The 25,636-nt window shown below is 68.2% G+C and carries 23 protein-coding genes and 1 pseudogene; 7 read left to right on the forward strand and 17 right to left on the reverse strand.

Annotated features, from left to right (window positions below):
* On the reverse strand, positions 1-510 hold the full coding sequence (locus BJ998_RS05285; protein ID WP_184859001.1) for a hypothetical protein: 510 nt from the start codon (positions 508-510) through the stop codon (positions 1-3).
* Between the two features lie 504 nt (positions 511-1,014).
* Between BJ998_RS05285 and BJ998_RS05290 the strand changes: the two genes are divergently transcribed.
* Positions 1,015-2,178 carry a glycoside hydrolase family 5 protein gene (locus BJ998_RS05290; RefSeq protein ID WP_246488525.1) on the forward strand — a complete coding sequence of 388 codons (1,164 nt, stop codon included), beginning with the start codon at positions 1,015-1,017 and terminating at the stop codon, positions 2,176-2,178.
* Positions 2,179-2,248: 70 nt separating this feature from the next.
* Here BJ998_RS05290 and BJ998_RS05295 read toward each other — a convergent pair whose 3' ends face one another.
* Positions 2,249-3,085: an arginase family protein gene (locus BJ998_RS05295; protein WP_184859003.1), complete on the reverse strand. Its 837-nt coding sequence runs from the start codon at positions 3,083-3,085 to the stop codon at positions 2,249-2,251.
* Between the two features lie 87 nt (positions 3,086-3,172).
* Positions 3,173-4,021: a helix-turn-helix transcriptional regulator gene (locus BJ998_RS49030; protein ID WP_184859005.1), complete on the reverse strand. Its 849-nt coding sequence runs from the start codon at positions 4,019-4,021 to the stop codon at positions 3,173-3,175.
* 122 nt (positions 4,022-4,143) lie between these two features.
* On the opposite strand from BJ998_RS49030, the gene BJ998_RS05305 reads away from it, so the two are divergent.
* Positions 4,144-4,923 carry an NAD(P)H-dependent oxidoreductase gene (locus BJ998_RS05305; protein WP_184859007.1) on the forward strand — a complete coding sequence of 260 codons (780 nt, stop codon included), beginning with the start codon at positions 4,144-4,146 and terminating at the stop codon, positions 4,921-4,923.
* A gap of 52 nt (positions 4,924-4,975) precedes the next feature.
* Here BJ998_RS05305 and BJ998_RS05310 read toward each other — a convergent pair whose 3' ends face one another.
* From BJ998_RS05310 to BJ998_RS05325, 4 genes are read right to left on the reverse strand one after another with little or no spacing between them, the layout of a single operon-like run.
* Entirely contained in the window at positions 4,976-6,127 is a 1,152-nt protein-coding gene (locus BJ998_RS05310) for a glycoside hydrolase family 68 protein (protein WP_281393116.1), read from the reverse strand.
* Between the two features lie 4 nt (positions 6,128-6,131).
* Positions 6,132-6,956, reverse strand: coding sequence for a carbohydrate ABC transporter permease (locus BJ998_RS05315; protein WP_184859009.1), 825 nt, complete (start codon positions 6,954-6,956; stop codon positions 6,132-6,134).
* Positions 6,953-7,900, reverse strand: coding sequence for a carbohydrate ABC transporter permease (locus BJ998_RS05320; protein WP_184859010.1), 948 nt, complete (start codon positions 7,898-7,900; stop codon positions 6,953-6,955). The genes BJ998_RS05315 and BJ998_RS05320 overlap by 4 nt, the downstream gene beginning before the upstream one ends.
* 1 nt (position 7,901) lies before the next feature.
* On the reverse strand, positions 7,902-9,254 hold the full coding sequence (locus BJ998_RS05325) for an ABC transporter substrate-binding protein (RefSeq protein ID WP_184859012.1): 1,353 nt from the start codon (positions 9,252-9,254) through the stop codon (positions 7,902-7,904).
* 96 nt (positions 9,255-9,350) lie between these two features.
* On the opposite strand from BJ998_RS05325, the gene BJ998_RS05330 reads away from it, so the two are divergent.
* Both BJ998_RS05330 and BJ998_RS05335 read left to right on the forward strand, forming a co-directional pair.
* Entirely contained in the window at positions 9,351-10,493 is a 1,143-nt protein-coding gene (locus BJ998_RS05330; RefSeq protein ID WP_221337884.1) for a LacI family DNA-binding transcriptional regulator, read from the forward strand.
* Between the two features lie 395 nt (positions 10,494-10,888).
* Positions 10,889-12,706, forward strand: a complete 1,818-nt coding sequence (locus BJ998_RS05335) for a ricin-type beta-trefoil lectin domain protein (protein WP_184859014.1) — start codon at positions 10,889-10,891, stop codon at positions 12,704-12,706.
* Between the two features lie 89 nt (positions 12,707-12,795).
* On the opposite strand, the gene BJ998_RS05340 is transcribed toward BJ998_RS05335, so the two are convergent.
* The 4 genes and pseudogenes from BJ998_RS05340 to BJ998_RS05350 form a co-directional block, all read right to left on the reverse strand.
* Positions 12,796-14,685, reverse strand: a complete 1,890-nt coding sequence (locus BJ998_RS05340; RefSeq protein ID WP_312889942.1) for a glycoside hydrolase family 44 protein — start codon at positions 14,683-14,685, stop codon at positions 12,796-12,798.
* A gap of 588 nt (positions 14,686-15,273) precedes the next feature.
* On the reverse strand, positions 15,274-15,588 hold the full coding sequence (locus BJ998_RS05345; RefSeq protein WP_184859016.1) for a hypothetical protein: 315 nt from the start codon (positions 15,586-15,588) through the stop codon (positions 15,274-15,276).
* 196 nt (positions 15,589-15,784) lie between these two features.
* Positions 15,785-15,921 (reverse strand): annotated as a pseudogene (locus tag BJ998_RS47090) (IS5-like element ISMt1 family transposase); the annotation flags it as partial.
* A gap of 33 nt (positions 15,922-15,954) precedes the next feature.
* Entirely contained in the window at positions 15,955-16,422 is a 468-nt protein-coding gene (locus BJ998_RS05350; RefSeq protein WP_184859018.1) for a hypothetical protein, read from the reverse strand.
* Positions 16,423-16,433: 11 nt separating this feature from the next.
* Between BJ998_RS05350 and BJ998_RS05355 the strand changes: the two genes are divergently transcribed.
* Positions 16,434-17,251 (forward strand): IS5 family transposase gene (locus BJ998_RS05355; protein ID WP_184857770.1). Its coding sequence is split into 2 segments (ribosomal slippage): positions 16,434-16,776 and positions 16,776-17,251, totalling 819 coding nucleotides; the frame shifts between segments, so codons are not numbered across the junction.
* 178 nt (positions 17,252-17,429) lie between these two features.
* On the opposite strand, the gene BJ998_RS05360 is transcribed toward BJ998_RS05355, so the two are convergent.
* The gene (locus BJ998_RS05360) at positions 17,430-18,566 is read right to left on the reverse strand and encodes an IS701 family transposase (RefSeq protein ID WP_425558910.1); all 1,137 of its coding nucleotides are present in this window, start codon (positions 18,564-18,566) and stop codon (positions 17,430-17,432) included.
* A 65-nt stretch (positions 18,567-18,631) separates the two neighbouring features.
* Positions 18,632-18,952 (reverse strand): HTTM domain-containing protein, encoded by a 321-nt coding sequence (locus BJ998_RS05365; RefSeq protein ID WP_184859020.1) that lies wholly within the window; start codon positions 18,950-18,952, stop codon positions 18,632-18,634.
* A 136-nt stretch (positions 18,953-19,088) separates the two neighbouring features.
* Here BJ998_RS05365 and BJ998_RS49035 point away from each other — a divergent pair, with 136 nt between their 5' ends.
* Together BJ998_RS49035 and BJ998_RS05375 are read left to right on the forward strand one after the other, a co-directional pair.
* A complete protein-coding gene (locus tag BJ998_RS49035) occupies positions 19,089-19,814 on the forward strand; it encodes a hypothetical protein (protein ID WP_184869222.1) in 726 nt (241 codons plus the stop codon).
* Entirely contained in the window at positions 19,721-19,945 is a 225-nt protein-coding gene (locus BJ998_RS05375) for a transposase (RefSeq protein WP_184859022.1), read from the forward strand. Before BJ998_RS49035 ends, BJ998_RS05375 begins: the two co-directional genes overlap by 94 nt.
* Positions 19,946-20,186: 241 nt before the next feature.
* Here the strand turns inward: BJ998_RS05375 and BJ998_RS05380 are convergent, their stop codons facing one another.
* The 4 genes from BJ998_RS05380 to BJ998_RS05395 form a co-directional block, all read right to left on the reverse strand.
* On the reverse strand, positions 20,187-21,254 hold the full coding sequence (locus BJ998_RS05380) for a ParB/RepB/Spo0J family partition protein (protein ID WP_184859025.1): 1,068 nt from the start codon (positions 21,252-21,254) through the stop codon (positions 20,187-20,189).
* Positions 21,255-21,783: 529 nt separating this feature from the next.
* Positions 21,784-23,496, reverse strand: coding sequence for a chloramphenicol-biosynthetic FADH2-dependent halogenase CmlS (cmlS, locus tag BJ998_RS05385; RefSeq protein ID WP_184859027.1), 1,713 nt, complete (start codon positions 23,494-23,496; stop codon positions 21,784-21,786).
* A gap of 57 nt (positions 23,497-23,553) precedes the next feature.
* Positions 23,554-24,930 carry a long-chain fatty acid--CoA ligase gene (locus BJ998_RS05390; RefSeq protein WP_184859029.1) on the reverse strand — a complete coding sequence of 459 codons (1,377 nt, stop codon included), beginning with the start codon at positions 24,928-24,930 and terminating at the stop codon, positions 23,554-23,556.
* Between the two features lies 1 nt (position 24,931).
* The gene (locus tag BJ998_RS05395) at positions 24,932-25,621 is read right to left on the reverse strand and encodes an SDR family NAD(P)-dependent oxidoreductase (protein WP_221337885.1); all 690 of its coding nucleotides are present in this window, start codon (positions 25,619-25,621) and stop codon (positions 24,932-24,934) included.
* Between the last annotated feature and the right edge of the window lie 15 nt (positions 25,622-25,636).

Raw genomic sequence — 25,636 nt, forward strand, 5'->3', positions numbered from 1 at the left:
CTATTCCGATGGCTTTCCTGGCTTCGCCGGCTTTTCCGACACTGTGGCGTCCGGCTCTTTCCCGTGCTCGACCACCGTGCCCGGCTTTTTCCCGTGCTCGGCCGCCATGGCGTCGGGTTCCTTCCCGACCATGGCGTCCGACTCCTTCGCCTGCTCGACCTGGCGCCGGATGGTCCGTTGCAGCACGATCATCCCGGCCGCCGACACCACGACCACCGGCCATTCGACGATCTCGAACACCGCGAGCACCCCGAGCCCGGCGTAGTACGCCAACTGGGTGGGCGGCGGCAGGGCCTCGCGCACCTTGTGCACCGCGGCCTCCATCTCCTGGCGGCCGATCGGCATGGAGAACTCGGGCAGCCGCCACTGCACGGTGGCGAACGGAAGGGTCAGCGTCCCCGCGTACCCGCTACCGCTCTCCTGGGCGTGAATTTCCACTTCGTGACCGGCGGCTCCGGTTTCCCGTCCCTTGCCCGAGGAGCGCGCCCCCTTTGCTTCCACTGTCGTCATCGCCTCTCCCATAAGAATGCGCAAATTTCAAGAAAATACGAAACTAACAGGCGTTGACAGAACGACGACGGGGCCAATTGTGGCGCATTCGCGCCATTGGCGCGCTCATGCCCGGAGGCGGCACATCCACCGGACCCGTCTCTTTACCACCGCCGAGGGCCGCGGTGCCAGGGGCCGCGACAGTGGCCTCTTACTCGACCGCACTCTCTCCAGAGGAGACGGCGGCGGACCCACGCGAGGCCGTTGACCGTCAGAGGCTCGCCAGGACGGGCGATATGAAAGTTTCACAGTCCCGACGACCGGCCGCCATCGCAATGGATCCGTTTCGGGTGGCCCGCCGTGCACGTTCACATGGACTCGCACACAACGCTTGAAACGATCTTGGGCCTGCGATTCCATCACCGAAGATCATGCGGTGGCCGACACCTCATGTTCCCACAACCACGGGAGGGGATACCTATGGCTTCAAGAGCAGGGAAGACCAGGGTCGTTTTCCTTGCCGCCATGGTGGCGGCCGCCGCATCCGTGTGCGGCTTGGCGAGTCAGACACCGGCCACGGCCACGGCGCAGTCGAGCGCCTCGCAGATCGTTGCCGACATGGGTGCGGGCTGGAATCTCGGGAACCAGCTGGAAGCCAACGCCAACGGGTATCCCAGCGAAACGGCATGGGGCCAACCGACCGTGACACAAGCCCTCATCGACAAGGTGAAGGCGGCCGGATTCAGGACGATCCGGATCCCGGTCTCCTACTTGAGGGACATAGGGCCAGGCCCGGACTACACGATCAGTTCCTCGTGGCTGAACAGAATTCAGCAGGTCGTCAACTACGCCTACAACCGCGGCCTGTACGTGCTGATCAACATGCATGGCGACGGCTACAAGACCGTCAACGGGTCCTGGCTGATCTGCGACTCGTCCTCGCAGGCGACGATCAAGGCCAGGTACCAGAAAGCCTGGCAGCAGATCGCGTCGAAGTTCCAGAACTACGACCAGCACCTGATCCTGGAGTCCATGAACGAGGAGTTCGACGGACAGTACGGCCGCCCGACCCAGCCGTGCTACTCGAACATCAACAGTTACAACCAGATCTTCGTGGACACCGTAAGGAAGGCCGGCGGAAACAACGCTTCACGGTGGTTGCTCATTGCCGGCTGGAACACGAACATCGATTACACCGCGGGGAACTACGGCTTCACGCTTCCGACCGACAGGTATCGATCCCCCTCCGTTCCGGCCGGTGAACAGAGGATCATGATCTCCGTTCACTACTACAGCCCGTGGGACTTCGCCGGGGAGGAGAGCGGCGCCATCACCCAGTGGGGCCGAGCGGCGACCAATCCGTCGAAAAAGTCCACCTGGGGGCAGGAGGACTACCTGGATTCAGAGTTGAAGACGATGCACGACACCTTCGTCGTGAAGGGATATCCGGTGGTCGTCGGAGAGTACGGAGCGATCGACAAGTCGTCGTTCGATTCGTCCAACAACAGGTATCGTGCCGACTTCGCGCGGGCCGTCGTGGCCACCGCCAAGAAGTACGGAGCAGCCACCGTGTACTGGGACAACGGCGCGAACGGGCAGTACGGGTTCGGACTGTTCGACCGACGTTCCTCTACGGTGACCCACCAGGGCATCATCGACGCCATCATGAGCGGCGTCGGATCCAAATAGCCCACCCGTGACGAGAAGGCCCGGGACCGCCGGTCCCGGGCCGGCCGTCCCACTACCCCGGCCGCCGGCGTCAGGTGCCCAGTTCGGCGAGAAGCACCAGCACGTCCAGTGCGGTGTCGCGGATCCGAGAGCCGCGGTCACAACGCGGGTCGTAGCTGGCCAGCGTCGCCGAGGTGATGCGGGTCCGCTCGGCGATGCCGACGAGGATGCGACGGACGTCGTCGGCCAGCAGGCCACCGGGCGCGGCGAACGAATTCGCGGGCGCCAGCGAGGGGTCGTACACGTCGAGGTCGATGTGCACGTGGACGGCGTCGACGCGGGCGGCGAGTTCCGTCAGCACCGTCGACAGGCGGCCCACGTCGCGGGCCTGGTCGGGCGGCAACCAGGCGACATCCGAGCCTCGTAGCGCCGATTCCTCGGCGGGATCGAGACTCCGCGCGCCCACCAGCACCACGTTCCGCTCAGCGACGGGCACGACCTCGGGCACCGCGGCCGTCCAGCAACGGCCGACCGCCATCGCCAGTGCCTGCCCGTCGAGAAAGCCGGTCGGCGAGGTCTCCGGCGTGTTGAAGTCGCCGTGCGCGTCGAACCACACCAGGCCGCCGCCGGCGAGCATGCCCACGGTGGAGTTGCAGTTTCCCGCCAGCAGCAACGGGAACTGGCCAGCCGCGCGTGCCGCGACGGCCTCGGCGGCGACCGCCCGCTGCAGCTCGAACGCGGTGGTGGTCTCCGACCGCCACCGCGAAGCTGCCTCCACCACACGCTCCCGCACGGTGTGGCCACGCTCGCGTAGCCGCGCGGCGGCACCGGCTCGCGCCAGCGCCAGCGGGCCGGACCCCATCCGCGCGTCCCGGTGGCCGGAGTCGTACGGAACCTCGATCAACCGCAGCGGAAGCCTCGCCGTCACCGCACCAGTGTGCCGCGCTCCCGGTCAGCCCGCGCCGGCGAGCGGCCCGGCCGGCCATGTCCCCACACGTGGCCAGCCGCGCTGGCGTCAGTCGCGGACCCGGGCGTCCGCCACGGGATGCGCGTCACCGGTGTCCGCGCCGAGGCCGGCGAGCAGGCGTAGGCCGTCCTCGGCGGGGCTACCAGGAGCCGCGGACAGCACCAGCAGCTCCATCCCCGACTCGTCCGGCAGCACGAAGTTCTCCTGGTGCAGTTCCAGCATTCCGACCAGCGGGTGCCGGTACGTCTTGCGGCCATGGGTGCGGGTGCGCACGTCCGCGCGGGCCCAGAGGCGGCGGAAACGCTCGCTGCCCATGGCCAGTTCGCCGATGAGCGAGGCCAGGCGGGGATCATCGGGGTACTTGCCGGCGGCCAGGCGCAGATGCCCGACCACGTCGAGCGTGCAGTGCTCCCACTCCGCGTACAGGCCGCGCTCGGCCTCCTCCAGGAACAGGTGCCGGGCGGTGTTCAGGCCCGGTATCGATCGCCCGTAGAGGAGCCGGGCCAGGCGGTTCCCGGCCAGCACGTCCAGCCGGTGGTCCATGATCAGCGCGGGCGCGTCGACGACCAGGTCGAGCACGCGCAGCAGCTCGGACCGGATCCGCCCGCCCGGCGCCTTGGCTCGGCGTTGACGCTGTCGGGCGAGCCGGCAGAGGTGCTCGCGTTCGGTCTCGTCGAGGCCGAGCACCCGGGCCAGCGCGTCGAGGACCTGCTCGGAGGGCTGCGTCGCACGGCCCTGCTCCAGGCGGACGTAGTAGTCGACGCTGACCCCGGACAGGTGCGCGACCTCCTCGCGGCGCAGCCCCTCGACCCGGCGGCGCCGGTCGACGGGAATGCCGACGGCCGCCGGGTCGACCCGGGAACGCCGGGTCCGCAGGAAGCCCGCAAGATCGTCCACTCCCCCAGTATGGCCCCGGCGGTGAGCGCGAGGGTGGTCCTGCCGTTACCAGGAAGTCCCGTCCCTGAACGCCGGGCGTCGCCGCGGCCAGGATCGACAGCGTCCGATCCGAAGGAGTGACCATGAAGACGCTGATCGTCTACGCCCACCCGGAGCCGATGTCGCTCAACGGCTCGCTGAAGGACCTCGCGGTGTCCACATTGGAGTCCGCAGGGCACGACGTGCGAGTGAGTGATCTGTACGCGATGAACTGGAAGGCGGTCGTCGACGCCGCGGACTTCGGCCCTCACGCCTCGACTCCGCTGGACGTCGTCCGGAACTCGGGGCGGGCCTTCGACGCCGGGACGTTGACCGCGGATGTCCTGGCCGAGCAGGAAAAGCTGCTGTGGGCCGACACCGTCATCTTCCAGTTCCCGCTGTGGTGGTACACGATGCCGGCGATCCTCAAGGGCTGGGTGGACAGGGTGTTCACCTACCGCTTCGCCTACGGCGTCGGCGAGCACAGCGCCACCAAATACGGCGAGCGCTTCGGCGAAGGCACGCTGGCGGGCCGCAAGGCGCTCCTGTCGGTGACCACCGGCGGCCCGGAGTCGCATTACGCCGCCCGCGGGATCAATGGCCCCATCGACGATCTGCTGTTCCCGATCCACCACGGGATCCTGTACTACCCCGGCCTTGAGGTGCTGCCACCGTTCGTGCTGTACGGCGCCGACAAGATGACCGCCGAAGAGTACGCGGACGCCGCCAAGGCCTGGGAGCAGCGTCTGCTCACCCTGGAGTCGACCGAGCCGATCCCGTTCCGCCGGCAGAACTTCGGCGACTACGAGATCCCGTCGCTGCACCTCAAGGAGGGACTGGAACCCTTGGGCCACACGGGTTTCCGGCTACACGTCCGCGGCTGACCGGGTCGGGTGCGCCCGGCGGTCCCGCGTAGCTCCTTCGAGGTCGAGAAGGCTAACAGCGCCTTGCGCGTTCGTCGCGGGCAGACGTGCCGAGCAGTGCAGTGGCGGCATCGTGCAGCGCGAGGTGCAGCGTGGGGGCGGCCGTACCACCAAAACGGGCTCGCGCGGTCCCGGATTCGGCCCGGCGGGGATCTCCGCCGCCGGTGGACGGATAGTTCACGAAGCTCTCGACGCTCATGTCGGGGAGCACGAGCCAGGCATAGGCCTGGTCGGGCTGGGCGGGTGGATTCCGGATCACCAGGCCGGAGCCGTTGAGCGGCTCGTAGGGCCCGGTCAGCGCGGGCGCGACGAAGCCGTAGAGCCCCGTCGGAGCGCTGCCCGCCGGATGGAAGGCCTGGCGGCTGGTGCAGAAGAACAGGTAGTACCGGCCCTGGTGGACGACGATGTGCGGCCGTTCGATCTCGTGGTTGACGCCCTCGGAGACCAGGAGAGGTGGCAGCAGAGCCCAGCGTCCCGTGGCCGCGCCGGCGACCGCGACCGCACCCGTGAAGTGGCCGTGCCACGGCACGGAGGCCGCGACGAGGAGGTACTCGCGTCCATCCAGGGGGTCGCGGAACCAGCCGGGATCGCGGAAGGCCCTGATGCGTCCCGGGCCTCCTTCGACCTCGTCGGCCGGCAGGTACTGGCCCTCCCCGCGGAGCACAACGCGGTGCTCGACGTGTCGTTCGAGCTGGACGGCCTCGCCAACCGAGGTGAGCCGGGCCCGAGCCTCGACGACCCGTTGGTGAAACGTCGGGTGGGCCTCGCCACGCACACCGGCCGCGGTGTAGAAGATCGACACGGTGCCGTCGGGTCGGCGGACCGCGGACCCTGACCATTCGCGGCTGCCCGGGGACGTGCCGTCGGCGAACACGTCGCCGAGGTCGCGCCACCGCTCGCCGGTCCTCGCCAGCAACCGGATGCGGGCGCGGTCATGGCGTTCCTCGGGATGACCGACGGCGGGTGCGGCCAGTGCCATCCACAGCTCGGCGCCGTGCACGACAGTGGTCGAGCCGTCCTCCTCCTGCACCGGCCACGAGTCCCAGACGTCGTGGTGCGGCAGCACACGTGGTTCGTGGCCGATGGCCGGAGCGGTGGTCGCCGGGTCCTCGGCGAGCCGGGCGAGATGGTCATGGGTCCATCGGGCGGTTCGGATCTCGGTCAGTGGATCAGCCCTTCAGCGAGCCCTGCAGCAGGGCGGAGACGAACCGGCGCTGGAAGATCAGGAAGATGACGTAGGTCGGTGTCAGCACGAGCAGCGATCCGGCGCACAGCAGCGGGATGTCGGTCCCCCACTGACCCTGGAAGGCGCCCAGCGCACCGGCCATGGTCCGTTGTGTCGGGTCGTCGACGAGGACGATCGCCAGGAGGAACTGGTTCCAGGTCCACAGGAACAGCAGGATCGCCAGGGACGAGATCGCCGGCATGGCCAGCGGCACGTGGATGCGCCAGAACTGCTGCCAGGTGTTGGCGCCGTCGATCTGGGCGGCCTCGGAGACGTCGCCGGGCATGGTGACGAAGTGGGCGCGCATCCAGAACACGCCGAAGGGCATGAACAGCCCGATGAGCGGCAGGATGATCGCCCATCTGGTGTTGAGCAGGCCCATGTCCCGGATCTGGTAGTACAGCGGCGTGATGATGCTTTCGTACGGCAGCGTCAGGCCGAGCACGAACATCAGGAACACCGGGCGGCGGCCCGCCATCTTCAGGTGGCCGACGGCGAAGCCGGCCATCGTGGCCAACAGCAGCGAGACGGGCACGACGCCGAGCACGATGAGCACGCTCGAGCCGAGCAGTTCGCCCATGTGCGCGGCCGTGAAGGCGGTCAGGAAGTTCTCCCAGTGGGGCTTGCTCGGCCACTCCAGGCCGGCCGGGTACGTGCCGGACTGGTGCAGCGCGGTGACGAACAGGCTCACGAACGGCACGATCGTCGCCACCATCAGCAGGACGAGGAACACTCGCCCGGTCCACGCCTCGCGACGCTGGACGATCACGATTCCTCCCTGGTGAGCCGCTGGATCGGGAGCACACACACGAGCACCAGGACAACCAGCACCACCGCGAGCGCGGAGGCCACGCCGACCTGGCGTTCGACGAAGGCCCGGTAGTAGATCTCCAGCCCCGGGACCATCGTCGTGTTGCCGGGTCCGCCCTGGGTGGCGATGTAGATGATGTCGAAGCTGGCCAGGGCCGCGATGACCGTGACCGTGACGCAGACGCCGATCTCCTGGCGCAGGTTCGGCAGGGTGATCGAGAAGAACTCCCGCAACGGCCCGGCGCCGTCCAGCCGCGCGGCCTCGTACAGCGCCGGGTCGATCTTGCTCATGCCGGACAGCAGCAGCAGCGTGCACAGGCCCAGCAGCACCCAGGCGCCGATCACGCCGACCGACGGCAGGGCGGTGCCGAGGTCACCCAGCCACGCCCGGGTCACGCCCTTGAGCCCGATCGCGGACAGCAGCTGGTTGACCAGACCGTCCGAGGACAGCAGCCAGCTCCACGCGATACCGGCGGCGACGAGCGGGATCACCTGCGGGATGAACAACACCGCCCGGGCGACGGCGGCGAGCCGGCTGGTGGCGATGCGCCGGATGGTGGCCGCGATCGCCAGGCCCAGCAGCACCGGGATCCCGCTGAAGAACACGATCAGCTCGAACGCGTGCACGATCGTGCCGGACAGCTCCGGGTCGGTGAACACCCGCACGTAGTTGCCGAACCCGACCCATGGTGACGGGCCGATGCCGTCCCACTGGTAGAACGAGTACTGCACCGTCCGGACCATCGGCGCCAGCACGAACAGCGCGTAGGCCGCGATCGCCGGGGCGGCGAACAGCCAGGCGATCCACCGCTGACCGCGTCGCGGCGCCCGACGGGTGGCCTTCGCGGCCCCCGGCCGAACCCCGGCCCGTTCGGTCGACGGGGTCAGCGTCGCGCCGGTCATCTCAGCTCCCGACCTGGGTCTTGTAGTCGCTCTGCACCGACTGCAGCAGCCCCTGCGGGGTCTGCTGCCCCGCGAACAGCTTCTGCAGCTGCGGGGTCCAGCTCTTGGCGTAGATCGCGCCGGTGGCGTTGGCGATGAAGTCCATCGCGCCGTTGTCCTGTGCGATCCGGGCGCCGGCGGCGAGCGTCGCCGCGGTGACGGTGTCCTGCTCGACCGGGGGCATCGGCGCGTCGGCCGGTCCCATCGGGTGCGAGCCCCCGACCTGCACGGCGATGCGACGGGCGTCCGTGTTGGTCGCGACCCAGTTCAGGAAGACCGCGGCGCAGTCGGCGTGCTTCGCCTTGGCGGCGATGCCGACCGTGAGCGGCGCCGACATCGTGGCCACCTTGCCGCCGTGTTCGGTGGGCAGCGGGAAGAACCCGACCTTGCCGGCCATCTGCTTGTCGAGGTTTCCGGACTCCCAGTCGCCGTTGAACATGAACAGTCCGTCGCCGGCCTGGAACTCGCTCATCATCTTGGCGTAGTCCATGGCGTTGGCGTCCGGGCTGAAGTAGCCCGCCCTGATCCAGTCCTGAAGGTGTTGTGCCGCCTTCTGGTTGGACGGGGTGTCGATGGTGGCGCCCGGCTTCTGGTAGATCCAGTCGTTGATCGGGCCCGGCTCGCCGTAGGCCGCCATCAGGTTCTGCAGCGGGAACGCGAATCCGCCGGTGGCCCCGCCGTTGAACTGGACGATCGGGGTGATGTTCGCCTGCTTGGCCTTCGCCAGCGCGGCGTCGAACTCGGCGAGCGTGGCCGGCGGGGTGGTCATCCCTATCCGCGCGGCGAGAGTCTTGTTGTAGAAGACGCCGGTGACGCTGAAGTTCAGTCCCATCGCGAACAGCGAGCCCGCACCGCGCGGGCCGCCGCCGGGCTTCATGCGCAGCTGCTCCAGCTGCGACGCGGGCCAGGAGTTCCAGCCGAACACTCCGGCGTACCCGTCGAGGTTCTTCAGCAGGTTGTCCTTCACCAGTTCGGAAACCTGCGGGAGCCGCATCAGGTCCGGCGGGTCGTCCGCCAGCACCCGCGGCGCGTTCTGGGTGATCACCGCGAACTGGTCCTCGCGGATGTCCCACTTGACGTTCGGGAACTGCTTGGAGAACTCGTCGGTGAGCGCCTTCGCCATCGGGAAGCCGGTTTCGAAGTACGCGCTCAGCGTGACCGGTTGCGTGCCGCAGGTCGGCTTCTCGGTGAGGGCCGCGCCCGTGTCGGTCGACTGTGCGCTGCCACTTCCCGGCCCGCCGCAGGCGGTCGCCAACGTCGCCGCCAGCACGACGACCGCGATCGCGCTTCTGCGGTGGCTGATGTGACGCGGCATTGCGTCTCCTCGGTGTGCTCGTCGGAACAGATCGACGTCGTGACGCCTTGCTAAATCGAGTTAGCAGGGCTGAAGTGTTACGCTGCAGGCCAGCCGATGTCAAGGAACACGCTGGGGGTCGCCTTGAGTCCACGACGGGTCACGCTCGCCGAGGTCGCCGAGCACGCCGGCGTCTCGCGCACCACGGCGTCGCTCGTGCTCGCGGGGCGGGCTCGTGAGCTGCGGATCTCGCAGAGCGTCGAGCAGCGGGTCGTCGAGGCGGCCAGGGAGCTGGCGTACCGGCCCAACGCCGTGTCCGTCGGGCTGCGCACCGGCACGAGCAGGACGATCGGTTTCGTCTCGGACACCGTCGCCACGTCCCGCCTCGCCGGCGACATGATCAAAGGAGCCCTCGAAGCCGCGCGCGAGCAGGGCCTGATGCTGTTCATCGGCGAGACGGAGGGGGAACCGGATCTCGAGCGCGGCCTGCTGCAGGCCATGCACGACCGCCAGGTCGACGGCATCATCTTCGCCTCGATGTTCACCCGGGCCGTCAAGGTGCCGGCGGCGTTGACGGCCGGTCCCGCCGTGCTGCTCAACGCGGTGCCGAAGCGGGCGTCGGCACTCCCGTCGGTCGTGCCGGACGAGGTCGAGGCGGGCCGCAGCGCCGCCCGAGTGCTGCTGGACGCGGGGCATCGCGACGGCATCCACGTCATCGGCGCGGGCCCCCGGATCCGCGACGTGCCCCCCGAGACCCTCGCCGGTGTCGAACGGCTCACCGGCATCAGCGAGGTTCTCGCCAGGGCGAAGGTGAAGATCGCCAGCGGCCACGTCTGCGCCGACTGGCAACCGGAGTACGGATACGAAGCGACCCGCCGACTCCTGGAACACACCGGGCCACGCGCGCTGGTCTGCCTCAACGACCGACTCGCCGTCGGCGCTTACCAGGCGCTCGACGACTTCGGCCTCAAGGTGCCCACGGACGTCTCCGTCATCTCGTTCGACGACCACCCGGTCGCGAGCTGGATCCGCCCCAAACTCACCACTGTCGCGCTCCCCCACTACGACCTCGGCCGCAAGGCCGTTGAGGTGCTCCTCGCCGAGATCGACCGGAACCGTGAGGGAACCCCACCGCGGGGCGAGACATACCGCGTGCCCATGCCGGTCCGAATGCGCGACTCCGTGGCCGAACCCGCCTCGACGGCCGGGAACGCACGGCCTTCCGGCGCGGACACGCCGTTCTCGCGCACAACCTCGTGAAGGTCACGGCCCGGCCGCGGCTCGCGCGAGCGGACAGGGAACCATCCAGCCCTGGGCGCTGACTCCGAATGTCCACTGGGGACAGCCGCCTCCCGGCTTCCCCGTGTTTCGCATGTAACTTACGGCCGAGTCCGACCGTCCTCGCTCACCGTTCGGGCGGACCAGCACGGCCCCGCAACCCACGTCACCGCCCCTGATCAGCGGTTTGTCCCGCGCCGGATCTCCGCCGCGCCGACCCCGCCGAGGCGAGCCCACCACGCTCTTGACAGACGTGTTCGGGTTCATCACGTTACCCCGACGGAACCACTGATGTCCCTCTCGCGCTGGCAGCCGAACCGATCGGCTCATGCAGGCACAGCGCAGTCCGTGGGAAGCAACAGAAAGGCTTGACGAAGATGCCCAGAGCAAGTCTTCGCGCCCGTGTCGCCGGCGCCCTGGCCGGCGTACTCGGGATCTCGACGCTGGTGGCGGTGTCGGCGCCGCCCGCGTCGGCCGCCAACGAGGCCGTGCAGAAGTGGCTGACGACCTCGGACCTGAGCCAGCACCTGACGCAACAGTCCGATCTCGGCTTCTCGGGGTCGTCCGGTTCGGGAACCATCAGCGTCAATGACGCGCAGACGTTCCAGACCATGGACGGATTCGGCGCGGCGATGACGGACACCTCGGCCTGGCTGTTGTCCAACAAGCTGAGCGGCAGCGCGCACACGAACGTGATGAACGCGTTGTTCAGCCCGAGCCAGGGCATCGGCATCAGCTGGGTCCGCATTCCCATGGGCGCGTCCGACTTCTCCGCCACCGCGCAGCCGTACTCCTACGACGACAACCTGTCGGCCTCCACGGGCACGACGGTCGGCGTGGGTTCCGGCCGCTGCCTGGACGACACCGGCAACCCGGCCAACGGCGTCCAGCAGTACATCTGGGACTGCACGAACGGCAGCGCGAACCAGCAGTACACCTACACCAGTGCCGGCGAACTGCAGGTCGCCGGCAAGTGTCTGGACGCCAACGCTCAGGGCACCAGCCCCGGCACCAAGGTGATCCTGTGGACCTGCAACGGCCAGGCCAACCAGAAGTGGACGCTCAACGTCAACGGCTCCATCACCGGCGTGCAGTCCGGTCTGTGCCTGGACGTCGCCGGTGTGGGCACCGCCAACGGCAGCCTGGTCCAACTGTGGACCTGCAACGGTCAGACCAACCAGCAGTGGCGGCGGCCGGACCCGACGCTGGCGAACTTCTCCATCGCGCACGACCTCGGCTACATCATTCCCGACCTCAAGCAGGCCGCCGCGCTCAACCCGAACATCAAGTTCATGGCCAACCCGTGGAGCCCGCCGGGGTGGATGAAGTCGAACGGCCAGATGAACAACCTCAACAACGCCGCGACGCTGCTCACCACCAGCTACGGCCCGCTGGCGCAGTACTTCGTGAAGTTCATCCAGAGCTACGCGGCGCAGGGCGTGCCGATCTACGCGATCACCCCGCAGAACGAGCCGACCTACGGCACCGCCTACCCCGGGATGAACTTCAGTGAGCCGAACGAGGCGAACTTCGTCGCGAACCACCTCGGCCCGGCGCTGGCGCAGGCGAATCTGTCGCCGAAGGTGCTCGGCACCGACTTCAACACCGACCAGCTGTACAACTACGCCGAGCCGCTGATCAAGGACGCCGGCGCCGGCAAGTACCTGGCCGGCACCTCCTGGCACTGCTACGCGGGCAACCTCGGCGCCCTGTCGACCATGCAGGCTGACGTGCCCGGCAAGGACAACTACGAGACCGAGTGCTCGGACGGCATCGATCCCCAGAACGCGATCGAGACCTTCATTCAGAGCAGCCGCAACTGGGCCCGGGCCGCGACGATGTGGAACATCGCGCAGGACCAGAACAACGGCCCGGTGATCCCCGGTGGCTGCAACGCCTGCACCCCGCTGATCACGATCAACCAGAGCACCGGCAACGTGACCTACAACGCCGCCTACTACTCGGTCGGGCATTTCAGCAAGTTCGTCGTCCCGGGTGCCCGGCGCATCGCCTCGACCACCACGGGCAACCTCGACGACGTGGCGTTCAAGAACCCCGACGGCTCGATCTCGCTGATCGTCTACAACACGTCCGGCTCGACCCAGTCGTTCACCACGAGCTGGAACGGCCAGGCGTTCAGCGACTCGCTGGGCGCCCACGCCATCGCCACCTACAAGTGGACGTCGGGCGCGTGACGGCGTCCAACGTCAAGTAGTCCACGGCCGTCTGTTCGCGGCGGTGCCGGGCCGATCGATGTCGGCCCGGCGCCGCCGCGCCGGTTTGCTCAGGTGGGGGTACAGGTCAGCGTCGGTGATGCTGCCGCCCCGGTGGCCTGGATCCCGAAGGTGGTGCTGCCACCCACACCGATCGAGCCGTTCCACCCGGCGTCTGTGGCGACCACGCTGGTGGCGTTCTGCTTCAGAGTGGTGTTCCACGAGTTGGTGACCTGCTGGTTGCCGGGCCACGTCCAGCTGACCTGCCACCCGGTCATCGCCGTGCGGCGGTCGTTGGTGACGGTCACCGTCGCCACGTGTCCGGTGCCCCAGTCGCCGTTGACGTGCAGGCTCGCCGAGCACCCGGCCGCCGGCAGGACCAACAGCGTGATCGAATTCGCCGGGTACGTCGCGTCGACGTGGCCGTTGCTCACCTGGAGATCGCCGCCGCGCACGATGGCGCCCAGATTGTCCGGGCTGTAGGTGTACCGCTGCGCAGCGGCGGCGTTGTCGAACCCGGCCACCGACAGCGGCGAGGTCAGGTCGCCGTCGGTCTTGTTGACGACCATGACGGTCAGCGCCTTGTCGGAGGAGCGCTGCGCCGCGTACACCGCCAGCTGGCCTTGGTCGGCTGCGGTCGCCGACACGCTGACGTCACCGAACCGGCTGCCCGCGCCGTCGTAGTCGCGGTACATCCGGAACGCGTACGCACCCGGATCGGTCGGCTTGGGCTCGCCCCACATCGTGGCGAGGTCGAGGCCCTCACGTCCGAAGATGCCCAGGATGTCCGCCTCGGCCAGCGCGCCGTTGATGTCGTCCAGCGCGCCCCAGTTGTACTCGGTGATGGCGGTCTTGGTGCCGGGGTAGTACTGGGCGATCCACGACTTCATCGTGCGGATGAACTGCAGCGGCGGCGCGTTGACCCCGCTGGGGCCGATCCAGGACTCCTCGACGTACGTCGGATCCCACAAGGACCGGACGGACCGCAACCGCAACGCATTGGTCGCAGGGTCCTTGTCGCCGCTGATCTGCGGGTAGAAGTGCTGGTCGAAGTAGTCCAGGTAGCGCTTGCCGCCGTGGGCGTCGCTGTAGTCCTTCATGTTCTTGAGGTACCACTGGGAAAGGTTGAGCCCGCCGTGCGCGGCCGCATCGGCGCCCGGCCCGCAGCCGTCCAGCCCGGAGGCGACCCACTCGCAGTATCCCCAGCCGGACGGGCCGAGGACCGCCGCGCTGGGGTCGGCGGCCTTGATCGCCGCGGCGGCCGCGGTGCCCTTGCTGCCCAACTCGTCGTCGGAGACCGGATCGGGGTGCACGTCGCGATGCGTGCTGGACCACAACACCGGTTCGTTGTCGAGCTCGTAGATCGGCACGCCACCCTGTGCTGCCGTGCCGAACTGGTCCACCAGGTGCGACACCATCTCGCCGTCGAACGCCGCGTCCGCCCTGATCGAGCTGTCGGTGGGCACGCCGGTGAGGTTCTGCTGGTTGAGCTGGCCGTTGCCGCAGTTGGCGTCCCACTGGTCGAACTTGTCCTGCTGCGGGAACCGGGTCGCCGGGAAGCCGCAGGTGAACGGGTGTGACGACGGCGAGTCCTTGGCCACCCACCCGATCAGGGGCACGGTGACGACCGGCTTGATGCCGCGGTCGAGGTCGGACTTGACCACCCCTTCGACGGAGTGTTGGTCGTCGGCGACGATGTTCTCGAAGTACCAGTCACTGCCGGTGTTGTAGGTGTGGTTCTTGAAGTTGTAGCGGGTGGCCGCGTTGCCGCCCCAGCGCGCCACCGGCTGGCCGATCTCGGCGCTGAACGCCGGATCGCCGCCGTTCAGGCCGTAGATGTCGGGGCTGATCGCGTGGCGGGCGGCGGACACGTCCACCGACAGCGCGGGCCCGGCGGTCGCCGCCGCGGCTGCCGTGGCTGCTGGAGCCGCGACCATCATCGTCACGAGAGACGCCGTCACGCCGACAGCCGTGACCGGTTGCCGCTTCCGCCATCGCCGAGTACCCACCACGGACGCCTCCACCCGATCCAGTGCGCGGACGTACTTGGATTGCCGACAGGATGCTGGAGGACATGCGGCACCCGTCAAGTCGACCGCGACCGTCGACGGCAGGAGCCGGCCGCCGCTGCGATCGGAGAACGCCTGCCGCATCGACTCGTGAAAGCCGTTGCGCCTTAGGGCGTTTGGCCTACTGCTCCCCTTGGCGGCGCCGCGTCCTGTCGCAGGCGACCGGCCGAGCCTTGGCTCTACCACGGGAATCAGGCGCCAGTAGCGCGGCACGCCGGCCGCGTCACGCGCCGCCTTCCCGCCGGGGACGGCGGCGATTCGTTGCCCTGCTTTGCGGGTTCGACTCCTGCGCCCGGCAATGACATCCCGGCAGGTCTGGAGGTGCTGGTACTGAAACTTTCACGGGAAGCGCGCTTGCCGCGCCACCACTGGGAGATGTCTGCTTGCCTACGCCCACCCTGGCGGCGATCCAGTCCACCGCGACCGCCGACCAGCCCTCGGCGTCCAGGACAGTGATGTGAGGTTTCCTCCATTTCAGGCTCACCTGGCCGACCGAGCGGTCATCGCCGATCCCTGCCGAAATCCCTGCTTGTCTGCCGCATCGTCGCCCCCCACGTTGCTGTGGCGGCACCACAGCAACGTCGCCAAGATGTGGCGCCAGCCGAAGCCACCGTGCCCGCCGCCGATCAGCGACGAGATCATCGTGCTGATCGCCCGATTGGCGACGGAGAACCGGACCTTCGGGGTTCCGGAAGTCGGCCCATGGATCCAGCCTGCGGCGACGGGAGCGTTCAACGGGCACGGCAGGTGCTCGAAGGCCTGATCAACGAGTACGAACGAGCCGCGTAAAACCACTGGTCAGCAACCGGTAGTCGTCCCCGCGCAGGCGGGGCTGTTCCGGCCCCCTTTTCCCGGGAGAGTGGAAGCGGGGGCGTCGTCCTCGCGCAGGCGGGGCTGTTCCGCTGGCCACCGAGGCAACCGGCTACTCTCCCGCGTCGTCCCCGCGCGAGCGGAACTGTTTCGCGGTGCGCACCGGCGGCACCTGGGGAGCGTCTCCTAGTTCTGGGAAGCCGTGCGGGAGATCATGATCGTGCTGGCGAGTAGGAGACCGCCGAGGAAGGTCAGGGCGTACTTGTCGTAGCGGGTGCCCAGTCCGCGCCACTGCTTGAGACGGTCGAACGCCCGCTCGTTTGAAGCGCTAGAGGCTCACGGTCGCATCCGTCAGTTGAAAGCCGCGCGCGAGGGCCCACCGCTCGCCGACACCGCCTCCCGTGACCCACCATCCCTCGACGGTGGTCCGCCCCTCGGCGCGCAACACCGGGAAAAGCGTGCGCAGGAAGTCGGTGCCGATGCCCTGTCGACGTGCATCACCGTCATGTGCCCGATCACCGTGCCGGCCTGATACGCGAACCAGTGTCGGACGGTGTCGGCATCGGAACTGGGCCTGCGCAATCGGCCGATCACCGCCTCGTAGCTCGTGGCCGGCTCGTGTGGGCGGTCGATCTTCGCGCTCGCCACCGCCAGTTCGTAGTACTCCGCCAGCGCGGCCTCACCCGCCTGATCCAGGTTGCACGGCCTGATGTCGGCTTGCGACGCCACGACGATGATCGTCTCGTTGTTCCGCGGCGATATCCGCAAATTTCCACCGTAAGAGCTCGTCTCACGTGGATCTTGCTCGGCCGCTGCCATGATCAGACGTTGTGACGGATGCGTTGTCGCAGCGGCTGGTGCCCGACGAGTTGTGGGCACTGGTCGCGCCGTTGGTCCCACAGTTCACGCCGCGTCGGCAGGGCGGTGGGACGACGCCGGTGGACGACCGGGCGGTGTTCACCGCGATCGTGTTCGTGTTGACCAGCGGCTGCGCCTGGCGGCATCTACCGCCGTCGTTCGGGGTCACAGTGCCGACCGCGCACCGCAGGTTCACCGAGTGGACCAAAGCGGGCCTGTGGCCACGGGTGCATCGGGCGGTCTTGGACGAGTTGGGCGGCCAGGGCTTGATCGATTGGTCGCGGGTGGTGGTGGACGCGGCGGCGGTGCGGGCGAAAAAGGGGGATCGTTGACCGGTCCGAGCCCGGTCGATCGAGGCAAGCCGGGCTCGAAGATCCACGCGCTGTCCGACCGGGCCGGTCTGCCGTTGTCGGTGGCGGTGTCGGCGGCCAACACCAACGACGCCTACGGGCTCAAACCGTTGGTGCGGGCGATCCCCGCAGTGAAGTCGCGGCGTGGTCCCCGTCGGCGCAAGCCGGCGAAGTTGCACGCGGACAAGGCCTACGACATCAAGGAGTTACGGGCGTGGGTACGCGAGCAGGGGATCGCGGTGCGGATCGCCCGCAAAGACACTGAGTCCAGCGCGCGGCTGGGTCGGCACCGGTGGGTCATCGAACGCACGATCGCCTGGTTGTTCGGGTACCGCCGACTCGCGATGCGGTACGAGCGCAAGGCGAACCACTTCTGCGCGTTCCTGACGTTGGCGGCGGCCTTGACTTGCTTCAAGAGGCTCGCCAAGGCCGCCACGTAAGACACCCTCTAATACGACAACGACAGGTCGTGATGTTGTCTCCGGTGGTGGCTAGCTCGGGCACGGGCCTGGCTAACCAACCGCCACCGTGACCAGTGCAGGATGTGATCGACGGTGTGGGCGGAACGGACCACGACCCGGTTCCATAACCGGCGAACCTCGTTGACCGACAACGGGATCACGGTCTGACCATCGCCAGCAACGGAGCCCCCTTTTCAACGGTTGGCCGTGTGATCACCAGGAACGCCAACGCCGTCATCGACAGCGTGACGTGCCGGTACCACGCCTGGTAACCCCGCGCCTGGTAGTGATCCAGACCGGTCTCGTTCTTCGCCGTCTGGAAACACTCCTCGATCGCCCAGCGGCTGCCCGCGACACGAACCAGCTCCGCCAAGCTGGTATCGGCAGGCCCGAAACACACGTAGTAGGCGATGTCGGTCGGATCGCTGACCGAACGCCGAGCCAGCAGCCAGTGCCCCCAACCCCGCCGGCGCAACGGCCGGATCTCCACCGCCGTCCAGTCCGACACCCGAGGGCCACGAACTCCGTCCCCGCAGCTGAGCCGCTGCCAATCTGCGTCCGCGACGTCCGCAATCATCCGCGCAACCCGGACCTTGGCCAAGTGCATCGACACCACCATCGCCGACTTGGGCACCGCCACCACATGCGGGACGTCCACGGTCTCCAACCACAGCCGGAACTTCGTGTCCTGCCCGTACAACTCGTCGGCGGTCACCCATCCGAACGGCACCTCCGTCGCGAGCGCACGCTCGATCATCCGGCGGGCCAGCACCTGTTTGGTCGCGAACTCCACCTCGTCATCAATGCCAGCCGCCCGGCACCGGTCACGATCATCGGTCCAGTCCTTGGGCAGATACAACTCCCGATCAATCAGCGCACGACCGCGTGGTGAGGCATACGCCAGAAATACCCCGATCTGCGAGTTCTCGATCCGGCCGGCAGTGCCCGAGTACTGCCGTGCGACTCCTGCGGAGTGGGCACCCTTCTTCAGAAAGCCGGTCTCGTCGACGATGAGCACCCCCTGCTCACCGTCACCGATGCGTTCCACAACCGCGGCACGCACGTCGTCACGCAAGCCATCGGTGTCCCACGCGTAGAAGTTCAGCAACCGCTGCATGCCTTCCGGCCCCGCATCCCCGGCGGCCTCGGCCAGCGTCCACCCGTTCTTCCGCTCGATCTCGGCGAGCAATCCCTTGACATACCAGCGCATCCGGCGCCGCGACTCCACTCGGGGGAACCTGCCGGCGAACCGGCCCAGAAACGCCTCGAAGCTCGCCGACCAGTCCGCCACCATCTCCGCCAACACAACAAGATCAACTACCAGAGTCCGGACCTAGATTACAACCTGTCGTTGTCGTACTAAGCGACCAGTGAGAACGCTATCATGATCAGTCCGAAGCTCGGCAGACGCATGGCGACGATTATCGACACGTGCAGTGCGGCGACCAGAACAACGGCGATCGCCCGCATCCTGCTGCGGTCGATGACGGTCAGCGCTCTGGACAACTGCACGGCGATGACCGACCAGGCGATGCTCCTGATCAGCCATGGTGTTTCCAGGGTGGGCAGAATCAGTCGGGAGGCGGAATGCTCAGGTAGGGGTCGTTGGCCGCGAAGTAGAAGGCGCCGCCGCCCCGTCATGCCGTTGAAGTGCCTGAAGCACCAGCGCTCATCGGTCACGGGCGGCACTGAGAAACCCAGTCTGGAAACGTAGCCGGTGCCGGGTTGCGGTGACCGCGCCTTCAAGGCCTCTCTGGCACGGCACAGGAGTCAGTGGTCATGCGGACCTCAGTGGCTGGTACGGCACTGGCACCCAGTGGGCCTCGCCGCCACGGAAGCGAATGCGTCCGACACCTGGGAAGGGAAGATGCGCGGCACAAACCGCCCACCCTCGGGTCTGGATCTCTCCCAAGAGGTGCTGCCGGGCAGCGCGAGCACCAGGTCGATCACTGTCGATGTCCATTGTCACGTGCGGGGCGCGCAGTTGAACGGTGTGGCAGTGCACGGTGTCACCCCAGAACAACAGTTGTTCCCCTTCATCGCCAACGAGATAGCCACTGTGACCAGGAGTGTGGCCGTGGAGATCGACTGCGATCACACCCCGGCTTGTCCCCACGACAAAGCGATCCTCGCGTGCCTGAGCCGATCCCAGCTCACGCAGCTATCCAGCATCGTGAACGGCGACACCGGCGGGTTCAGTAACCGTCTGCTCGGCCGGTCGTCCCCCAGCGTCGACCACAAGATCCGGTCCGCCGTCCTTTCTGACGCCACCGCCCAGGCTCAGCGCGAACTGGAAACCGCCGTTGGTCTTGTCTGTGTGATGTGGTTCTGGCTCGCTGAAAAGCACCGTCTCGTCCTCAAGTCCGTACTCGCGCACTGCCCAGAACTCGGCGCCCTCACCCGCCACGTCCGCTCCTTCGCGGACATGCTCGTCCATCGCCGAGGCGAGTGCTTTCGCAGTGGCTCATCGACATCCAGTCCGACGACCTGCCTCGGCTGCACAACTTCGCCACCGGACTCCAGCGCGACCTGGCCGCGGTGACCGCAGGACTCGCCCGGCCCTGGGACTCTGGCGCTGTCGAAGGCCACGTGAATCGGATCAAGATGCTGAAGCGCCAGACGTTCGGCCGCGCGGGATTCCGGTTGCTCCGCAAGCGCGTCCTGCTGTCATGACGGTCCGTGACCGCTCCACGGAATCTGAGCCAGAACCACATCTCGCAACTCACCGGGCCCGACCGACCCGCGGGTTCGATCAGGGATGAGCGGATTCGCCGCAGGAGCTCAGCCCCTGCGGCACTGCTCATGTTCCACTCCAACCCGAGCACTCCGGGCTACACAACGGAATCCGGTCGGTGACCGTTCGCCGCGGTCATCTGCACGCTAGCGCCCCCAGGACGTTGCGGTTCAGCTCTTGTCACCTCGCCCGCGGCGGTACCCTCCGGTACGCCACGGAGTGGTGTTGCACGTGCGGACGCCGGTCCGCCCCAGCGGTCAGCAGCCGGCCGACCGGGGCGTGCGACGAGTTGCCGGACGACTGCACGGGCACACCCGGCACGTCGTAGGTACGTAAGGTTTCGGCGGTGCGGAGCAGGTCGTCGGCGCAGCGGGAGAGGATCTCCGCGACGGCGGCGCGTCCGTGCGGTGGGACGCCGGGTGCGAGATCCCGCCAGTCCTCGATCCGGCGGAGCTGGGTGTGCAGTTGCTGGAGCACGAGGCGGCCGACCTCGTTGAGGCGGAACGAAGGGTCGTTGCAGAGCACGTTGAACACCGACATGTGGTCGGCCTGCTTCACGTCGGAGCCGGTCGGCCCCGGCACGGCGTGCTGTGAATCGGCCCCGGGCACAGGATCTCGGCCTTCGGCGAGCCGGCGGCGCACATCCCGCGCGGTTCCGACGGAGATTCCAGCGCGACGCGCGATCTCGCGGAGGGAGGCGCCCGGGTCGTCCCGGATGATCTGCGCGGCGACAGCGCGTCCGGCGGCCGTGCTTGCCGGGCGCACCCGACCATCCCGGCCGACCCTGGGCTCCGAGACGCCGCCCGTGTGCTCCCGACGCAGGTCGGCGACGACCTTGCCGCTGAGCCCGGCCAACACGGCGATCGCACGGTCGGACATGTCGGGATGCGAGTGCAAGATCTTGACGGCGGCGCGCTTGCGGTCGTCACGGGTCAGCGGCAGCCCGTGGACGGTGTTGAGCTGGACGGCGAGCACGAAGGCGTCGCGCTCGTCGCCGTCGAACCACTGGGCGGTGATCGTGGTCCTGCCCCGTGCACGGGCGGCGAGCACTCGGTGCACGCCGTCAACGACGCGCATGCTGTGCCGGTGCACCAGAATCGGCGGTAGGACGGTGTCGCACTCGGTGAGCACTCGGACGTGGTCGGGGTCGGCGCGCGACCGTGGCCCGTCACCTAGTACCAGGGCCGAGAGCTCCAGCTCCACCGTGGGCGCGCGGCGATGATCGGCTGCGGATTGCTCTGCTGACATGGATCCTCTCCGGGTGTGGCGGTCGGCAGGCACCGGCGACGGCGCCTGCGGTCGGGAAGGGCCGCGGCGGCCGGCCCCACGGAGTCGTCTCGCTGCACAGTTGTTCGGCATCCCCCCTTGCGATCGGCCCTCCCCAGCCGCACCGGCTCGTCACGATCCGGCACCACACCTCCCGGCCACCCGATCGTCGCGAAACCCGCGGCGACGACCCGATCACAACCGGTGATCCCATGAATTTATCGTTGGTTTCCGGGTCAATCCAGGTTGTTCACAGCATGTGCCGGCATCCGGGCCTGTCCCGCTCGCGGGATGAACCTTCACAAACCGGCCATGACCTGCGTGTACACCCAAAAGCGCGGCCTACGGTGCCCGCCTCGTCACGCATCGGCCCCGTTTCGACCGCGGTTATCCACTACCGGGGGTCACCGCGAGCCCGTTCTCCGAGCTCACGGCCGGTGACAGCACACGCCGGTGTCCGGCGGGAGGATGCACCTCCCGCCGGACACCGGCGCTGCGCCTGCGGTGCGGATCAGACCTCGTACTCGACGCCGACGCCGCCGAAGTGCAGTCGGCCCTGGATGCGGACCGGCTCGCCGTCGGCGTTGTAGCCGGTGAGCAGGCCGGCTTCCATCAGCCGGGTGACCAGCTGCGCGCTGATCTCCTGCCGACCGACCGCGCCGAGGCGCTTGACCAGCGTCCGGTAGCCGAAACCCTCCTCGGCCATGTCCTGGAAGACCCGCCGGACGTCCTCGTCCATGGCGTACTGGGTGAGATCCCGGTCGCCGTCATCGGCCAGCACGTGCACCGGTGCCAGGCGCAGGCTCAACGGCTCGACCTTGTAGTGCGGCTTGAGCATCACCTTGCTCCCGGTCCAGACCAACCTGGTGATGCTGTTGAGCCGCTTGGTGAGCTCGGCGATCCACCGCACGCGGGCGGCGTCGAGCTCGGATTCCGAGTACTCGTCACTGAGCTCCTGACGCTGGTGGCGGCCGATCCGGATCATCGTCGCCGCGCGGTCGTGGAAGTCCGACACCGCCTGATCGCCGTCCTCGTCGCCGGCCGACAACCGGTCGAACCACTGCTTGCGGGCCAGCCGCTGGTCGTCGGACTCGGTGATCCGGCGCTTGAGCCAGAACTCCGACTCCGGCTCGGTGAACGAGGCGAACGTGTAGAAGGAGGCGAGGAACTGGTGGTAGCCCTCATAAGCGTCCCGGTAGGAGCGGTTGTACCAGGCGTGCACGGCGTCGGCCTCCTCCTGGTGCGCGCTCATCCGGTCGATCGCCGCGGCGGCGCTGACCGCCGACTGCGAGGCCAGGTGCACGCCCTGGGAGAACAACGGGTCGGTGAAGCACGCGGCGTCGCCGCAGAGGAAGTAGCGGTCGGCGGAGAAATGGCCGGCGTCGTAGGACCAGTCCTGCACGATGCGGACCTGGTCGACCATCTCGGCGTCGCCGAGGATCTCCATCGCCCGCCTGGCCTTCGGCAGGGTGGCTCGGTAGAAGGCGTCCGCTCCCATCTCCCGCACCTCGGCCGCCCGCGACCGGTCGATCACGAGACCGACGCTGTAGAGGCCCTCCTTGACCGGGATCAGCCACACCCAGCCGTCGTCGAAGGTGATCGAGTACGTGGTGCCGCGCAGGTCGCCCTTGAACGGGTCGGTCAGCGCGAAGTAGGACCAGATGGCGAAGTTCTTGTAGAACTCGTCGTAGCGGCGCACGCCGAGCTGTCGGGACAGCGGCCCGCCGGAGCCGCCCGCGTCGATCACGTAGTCGGCGCTGACCTGCGAGGTTCGCTCGCCTTGGCGCAGCGCAAGGGTGACCCGGTCCGGCGCGGACAGGTCCACCGCGGTCACGGTGGTGGCCTCGTGCACCGGGATGCCCCGGGACCGGGCCTCGTCCATCAGCAGCTGGTCGAACTCCTCCCGTTTGACCTGCACCGCGTGGTCGAACACCCACGGGGCGATCCGCGGCGCCGCGAACGAGAACGTCCACGGGGCCTGGTCCTGTCCCCACAAGAAGGTCGCCGACGGCTTCTTGACGAAGTCCGCCGCGTCGATCCGGTCCTGCAGCCCCAGCCGGTTGAGGATCGACATCGTGCCCGGCAGCAGCGATTCGCCGACCCGGTAGCGCGGGAAGGTGTCGCGCTCGTAGACCTCGACCTCGTGGCCGAGCTTGTCCAGGGTCAGCGCGGCCACGCAGCCCGCGGGCCCACCACCGATGACAGCCACCTTCGACCGTGCCATCTCACGCTCTCCCTACGTTTGTCCTCGTGTCGCACCGGGATCCGCCCCGGGCAGCGGTCAGTCCTGGTCGGGCCGCGGGCGCAGCCGCGTTTTCTTCAGCCGTTCGGACATGCCGATGGCGTCGACCACGGCGATCTTCGACGGGATCTTGAACGGCTCCACTCGGCCGGTCAGGAACTCGCGCACATGCGCCCGCGCCTGCGCCCGGCTCAGCTCACCGGCCGGTTTGACGTCCACGCACACCGCCTGCCCGGTGAGGGCGTTGGGCCGGCCGTAGACCACGCAGTCCTCGATCAGCGGGCTGGTCAGCAGGATCGACTCCAGCTCGAGCGGCAGCAGCTTCTCGCCACCGACGTTGATCATCTCCGTGGCCCGGCCGCGGATCCGGATGTAGCCGTCGCCGTTCTCCTCGACCAGGTCTCCGGTGCGGAACCAGCCGTCATCGGTGATCGCGTCCGAGTCGTGGTTGAGGTAGCCGAGGAACTGGGTGTCGCTCTTGAGCTCCAGTTGGCCGTCGACGACGCGGTAGCGGGTGCTGTCGTCGGCGATCCGGAAGTAGGTGCTGGAGGACGACTCGCTGGCGGTGGCGGCGATGCCGGTCTCGCTGGTGCCGAACGTCTGCAGCAGCCGCACGCCGGGGAAAGCGCCGTTGACCCGGGCCAGCAGCTCGTCGGACATCGGCTCGGTGCCGTATGTGATGAGCCGCAGGCTGCTCATGTCGTGTCGCTCGTGGTGCCCGCCGACCAGGATCAGGTTGAGGAACGTCGGACTGGCCGGTAGCACCCGGATCTTGTGCCGTTGCACCAGTTCGCAGATCTCCTCCGGCGTTCGCCGGGCCGGCAGCACCGCCGTGCTGCCGGCCAGCAGCGCGCTCAGCAGCGAGTTGACACCACCGATGTGGTCGAACATCAGCACCATCAACATGTTCAGCGACAGTGCGCCACGGGGACGCTTGGCCAGTTTCTGCGCCACCAGCGCGTCCAAGTTGTGCAGGATCGCTTTGGGTTTGCCGGTGCTGCCACTGCTGAGCAGCACCAGGCCGGCCGCGTCGTCCGCGACGAGCCGGGTGAAAGCCGCGGCTCGCTCACCACCGCCCTCCAGCGGCTTGACCTCGGCAGCTCCGTCGCCGGTGCGCACGGTGAACCGGGGGCCGCAGGTCTCGCGCACGGTGTCCACGGCCGACGGTGTCGCGTTCACCAGCGGCACCACGGTGTTGCGGCCGAGGTAGAGCGCGAACAGCGCGGCAATGGAGTCGGCGGAGAAATCTCCTTGTAGCAGAACAGAATCGTGCTGCTCGACACCTGCGGCGTCGAGCTGCTCGCGCACTGCTCGCACCCGGGCCATCAGGTCGGCGAAGCTGTGGGCGACGTCGTTCTCCCACAGCGCCGTCCGCTCGCCGAAGCCGGTCAGCCGGTCCAGGAACGCCTCGCGCACGTCAGTTCACCCCTCCCAGGAAGATCGTCTCGCCGGTGACGAAGGCCGACTTCTCGCCGATCAGGAACTCCACCGGCCCGGCCAGGTCGGCGGTGGTGCACAGGCGGTTGATCGCCTGCCGGGCGACGAGCCCGTCGATGCGCTCGCGCGGCACCGTGCGGGTCAGCACCGTGCTCACCGGCGGCACACCGAGGCCGTTGACCCGGATCCCCTGGTCGGCCAGCTCCTTGCTCATCACCCGCACCAGTTGTTCGACCGCGGCCTTGCTGGCCGAGTAGGCGAGGTGCCCGTCGAGCGCCCACGGCACCGCGACGGAGGAGAGCGTGAGGATGGCCGGGCTGGGGTGCTCGGATCGGCGCAGCAGCTTCACCGCCTCGCGGCAGCAGTTGAGCACCGCGAAGAAGTTCAGGTCGAACAGCCGCCGGGTGGTCTCCTCGGGCGTCAGCATGAAATGGTTCATCACCGACGTGCCGGCGTTGTTGACCAGGGCGTCGAGATGGCCGTGAGCGCCGCGCAGGGCGCGGAACAGCGCCTTGACCTGGCCGCCGTCGGTCAGGTCGACCTGATGGTGGTGGTAGCGCTCGTGCTCGACGACGCCCGGCTTGCGACTGCACCCGATGACCTCGTGTCCGCCGGCCAACAGGTGTTCGGCCAGCCCGCGGCCGATGCCCGTCCGAGTCCCGGTGATCATGACCTTCATCGCCCG

Source organism: Kutzneria kofuensis (assembly GCF_014203355.1).
GTDB lineage: Bacteria > Actinomycetota > Actinomycetes > Mycobacteriales > Pseudonocardiaceae > Kutzneria > Kutzneria kofuensis.

What these genes read in the sequence shown, in the direction of transcription:
- BJ998_RS05395 (WP_221337885.1), bottom strand. Translation starts at nt 25,621, where the DNA reads ATGATCACCGGGACTCGGACGGGCATCGGCCGCGGGCTGGCCGAACAC.
- BJ998_RS05335 (WP_184859014.1), top strand. Translation starts at nt 10,889, where the DNA reads ATGCCCAGAGCAAGTCTTCGCGCCCGTGTCGCCGGCGCCCTGGCCGGC.
- BJ998_RS05350 (WP_184859018.1), bottom strand. Translation starts at nt 16,422, where the DNA reads ATGGCAGCGGCCGAGCAAGATCCACGTGAGACGAGCTCTTACGGTGGA.
- BJ998_RS05320 (WP_184859010.1), bottom strand. Translation starts at nt 7,900, where the DNA reads ATGACCGGCGCGACGCTGACCCCGTCGACCGAACGGGCCGGGGTTCGG.
- BJ998_RS05330 (WP_221337884.1), top strand. Translation starts at nt 9,351, where the DNA reads ATGTCAAGGAACACGCTGGGGGTCGCCTTGAGTCCACGACGGGTCACG.
- BJ998_RS05305 (WP_184859007.1), top strand. Translation starts at nt 4,144, where the DNA reads ATGAAGACGCTGATCGTCTACGCCCACCCGGAGCCGATGTCGCTCAAC.
- BJ998_RS05360 (WP_425558910.1), bottom strand. Translation starts at nt 18,566, where the DNA reads ATGGTGGCGGACTGGTCGGCGAGCTTCGAGGCGTTTCTGGGCCGGTTC.
- BJ998_RS05325 (WP_184859012.1), bottom strand. Translation starts at nt 9,254, where the DNA reads ATGCCGCGTCACATCAGCCACCGCAGAAGCGCGATCGCGGTCGTCGTG.
- BJ998_RS05290 (WP_246488525.1), top strand. Translation starts at nt 1,015, where the DNA reads ATGGTGGCGGCCGCCGCATCCGTGTGCGGCTTGGCGAGTCAGACACCG.
- cmlS (WP_184859027.1), bottom strand. Translation starts at nt 23,496, where the DNA reads ATGGCACGGTCGAAGGTGGCTGTCATCGGTGGTGGGCCCGCGGGCTGC.
- BJ998_RS05285 (WP_184859001.1), bottom strand. Translation starts at nt 510, where the DNA reads ATGACGACAGTGGAAGCAAAGGGGGCGCGCTCCTCGGGCAAGGGACGG.
- BJ998_RS05380 (WP_184859025.1), bottom strand. Translation starts at nt 21,254, where the DNA reads ATGTCAGCAGAGCAATCCGCAGCCGATCATCGCCGCGCGCCCACGGTG.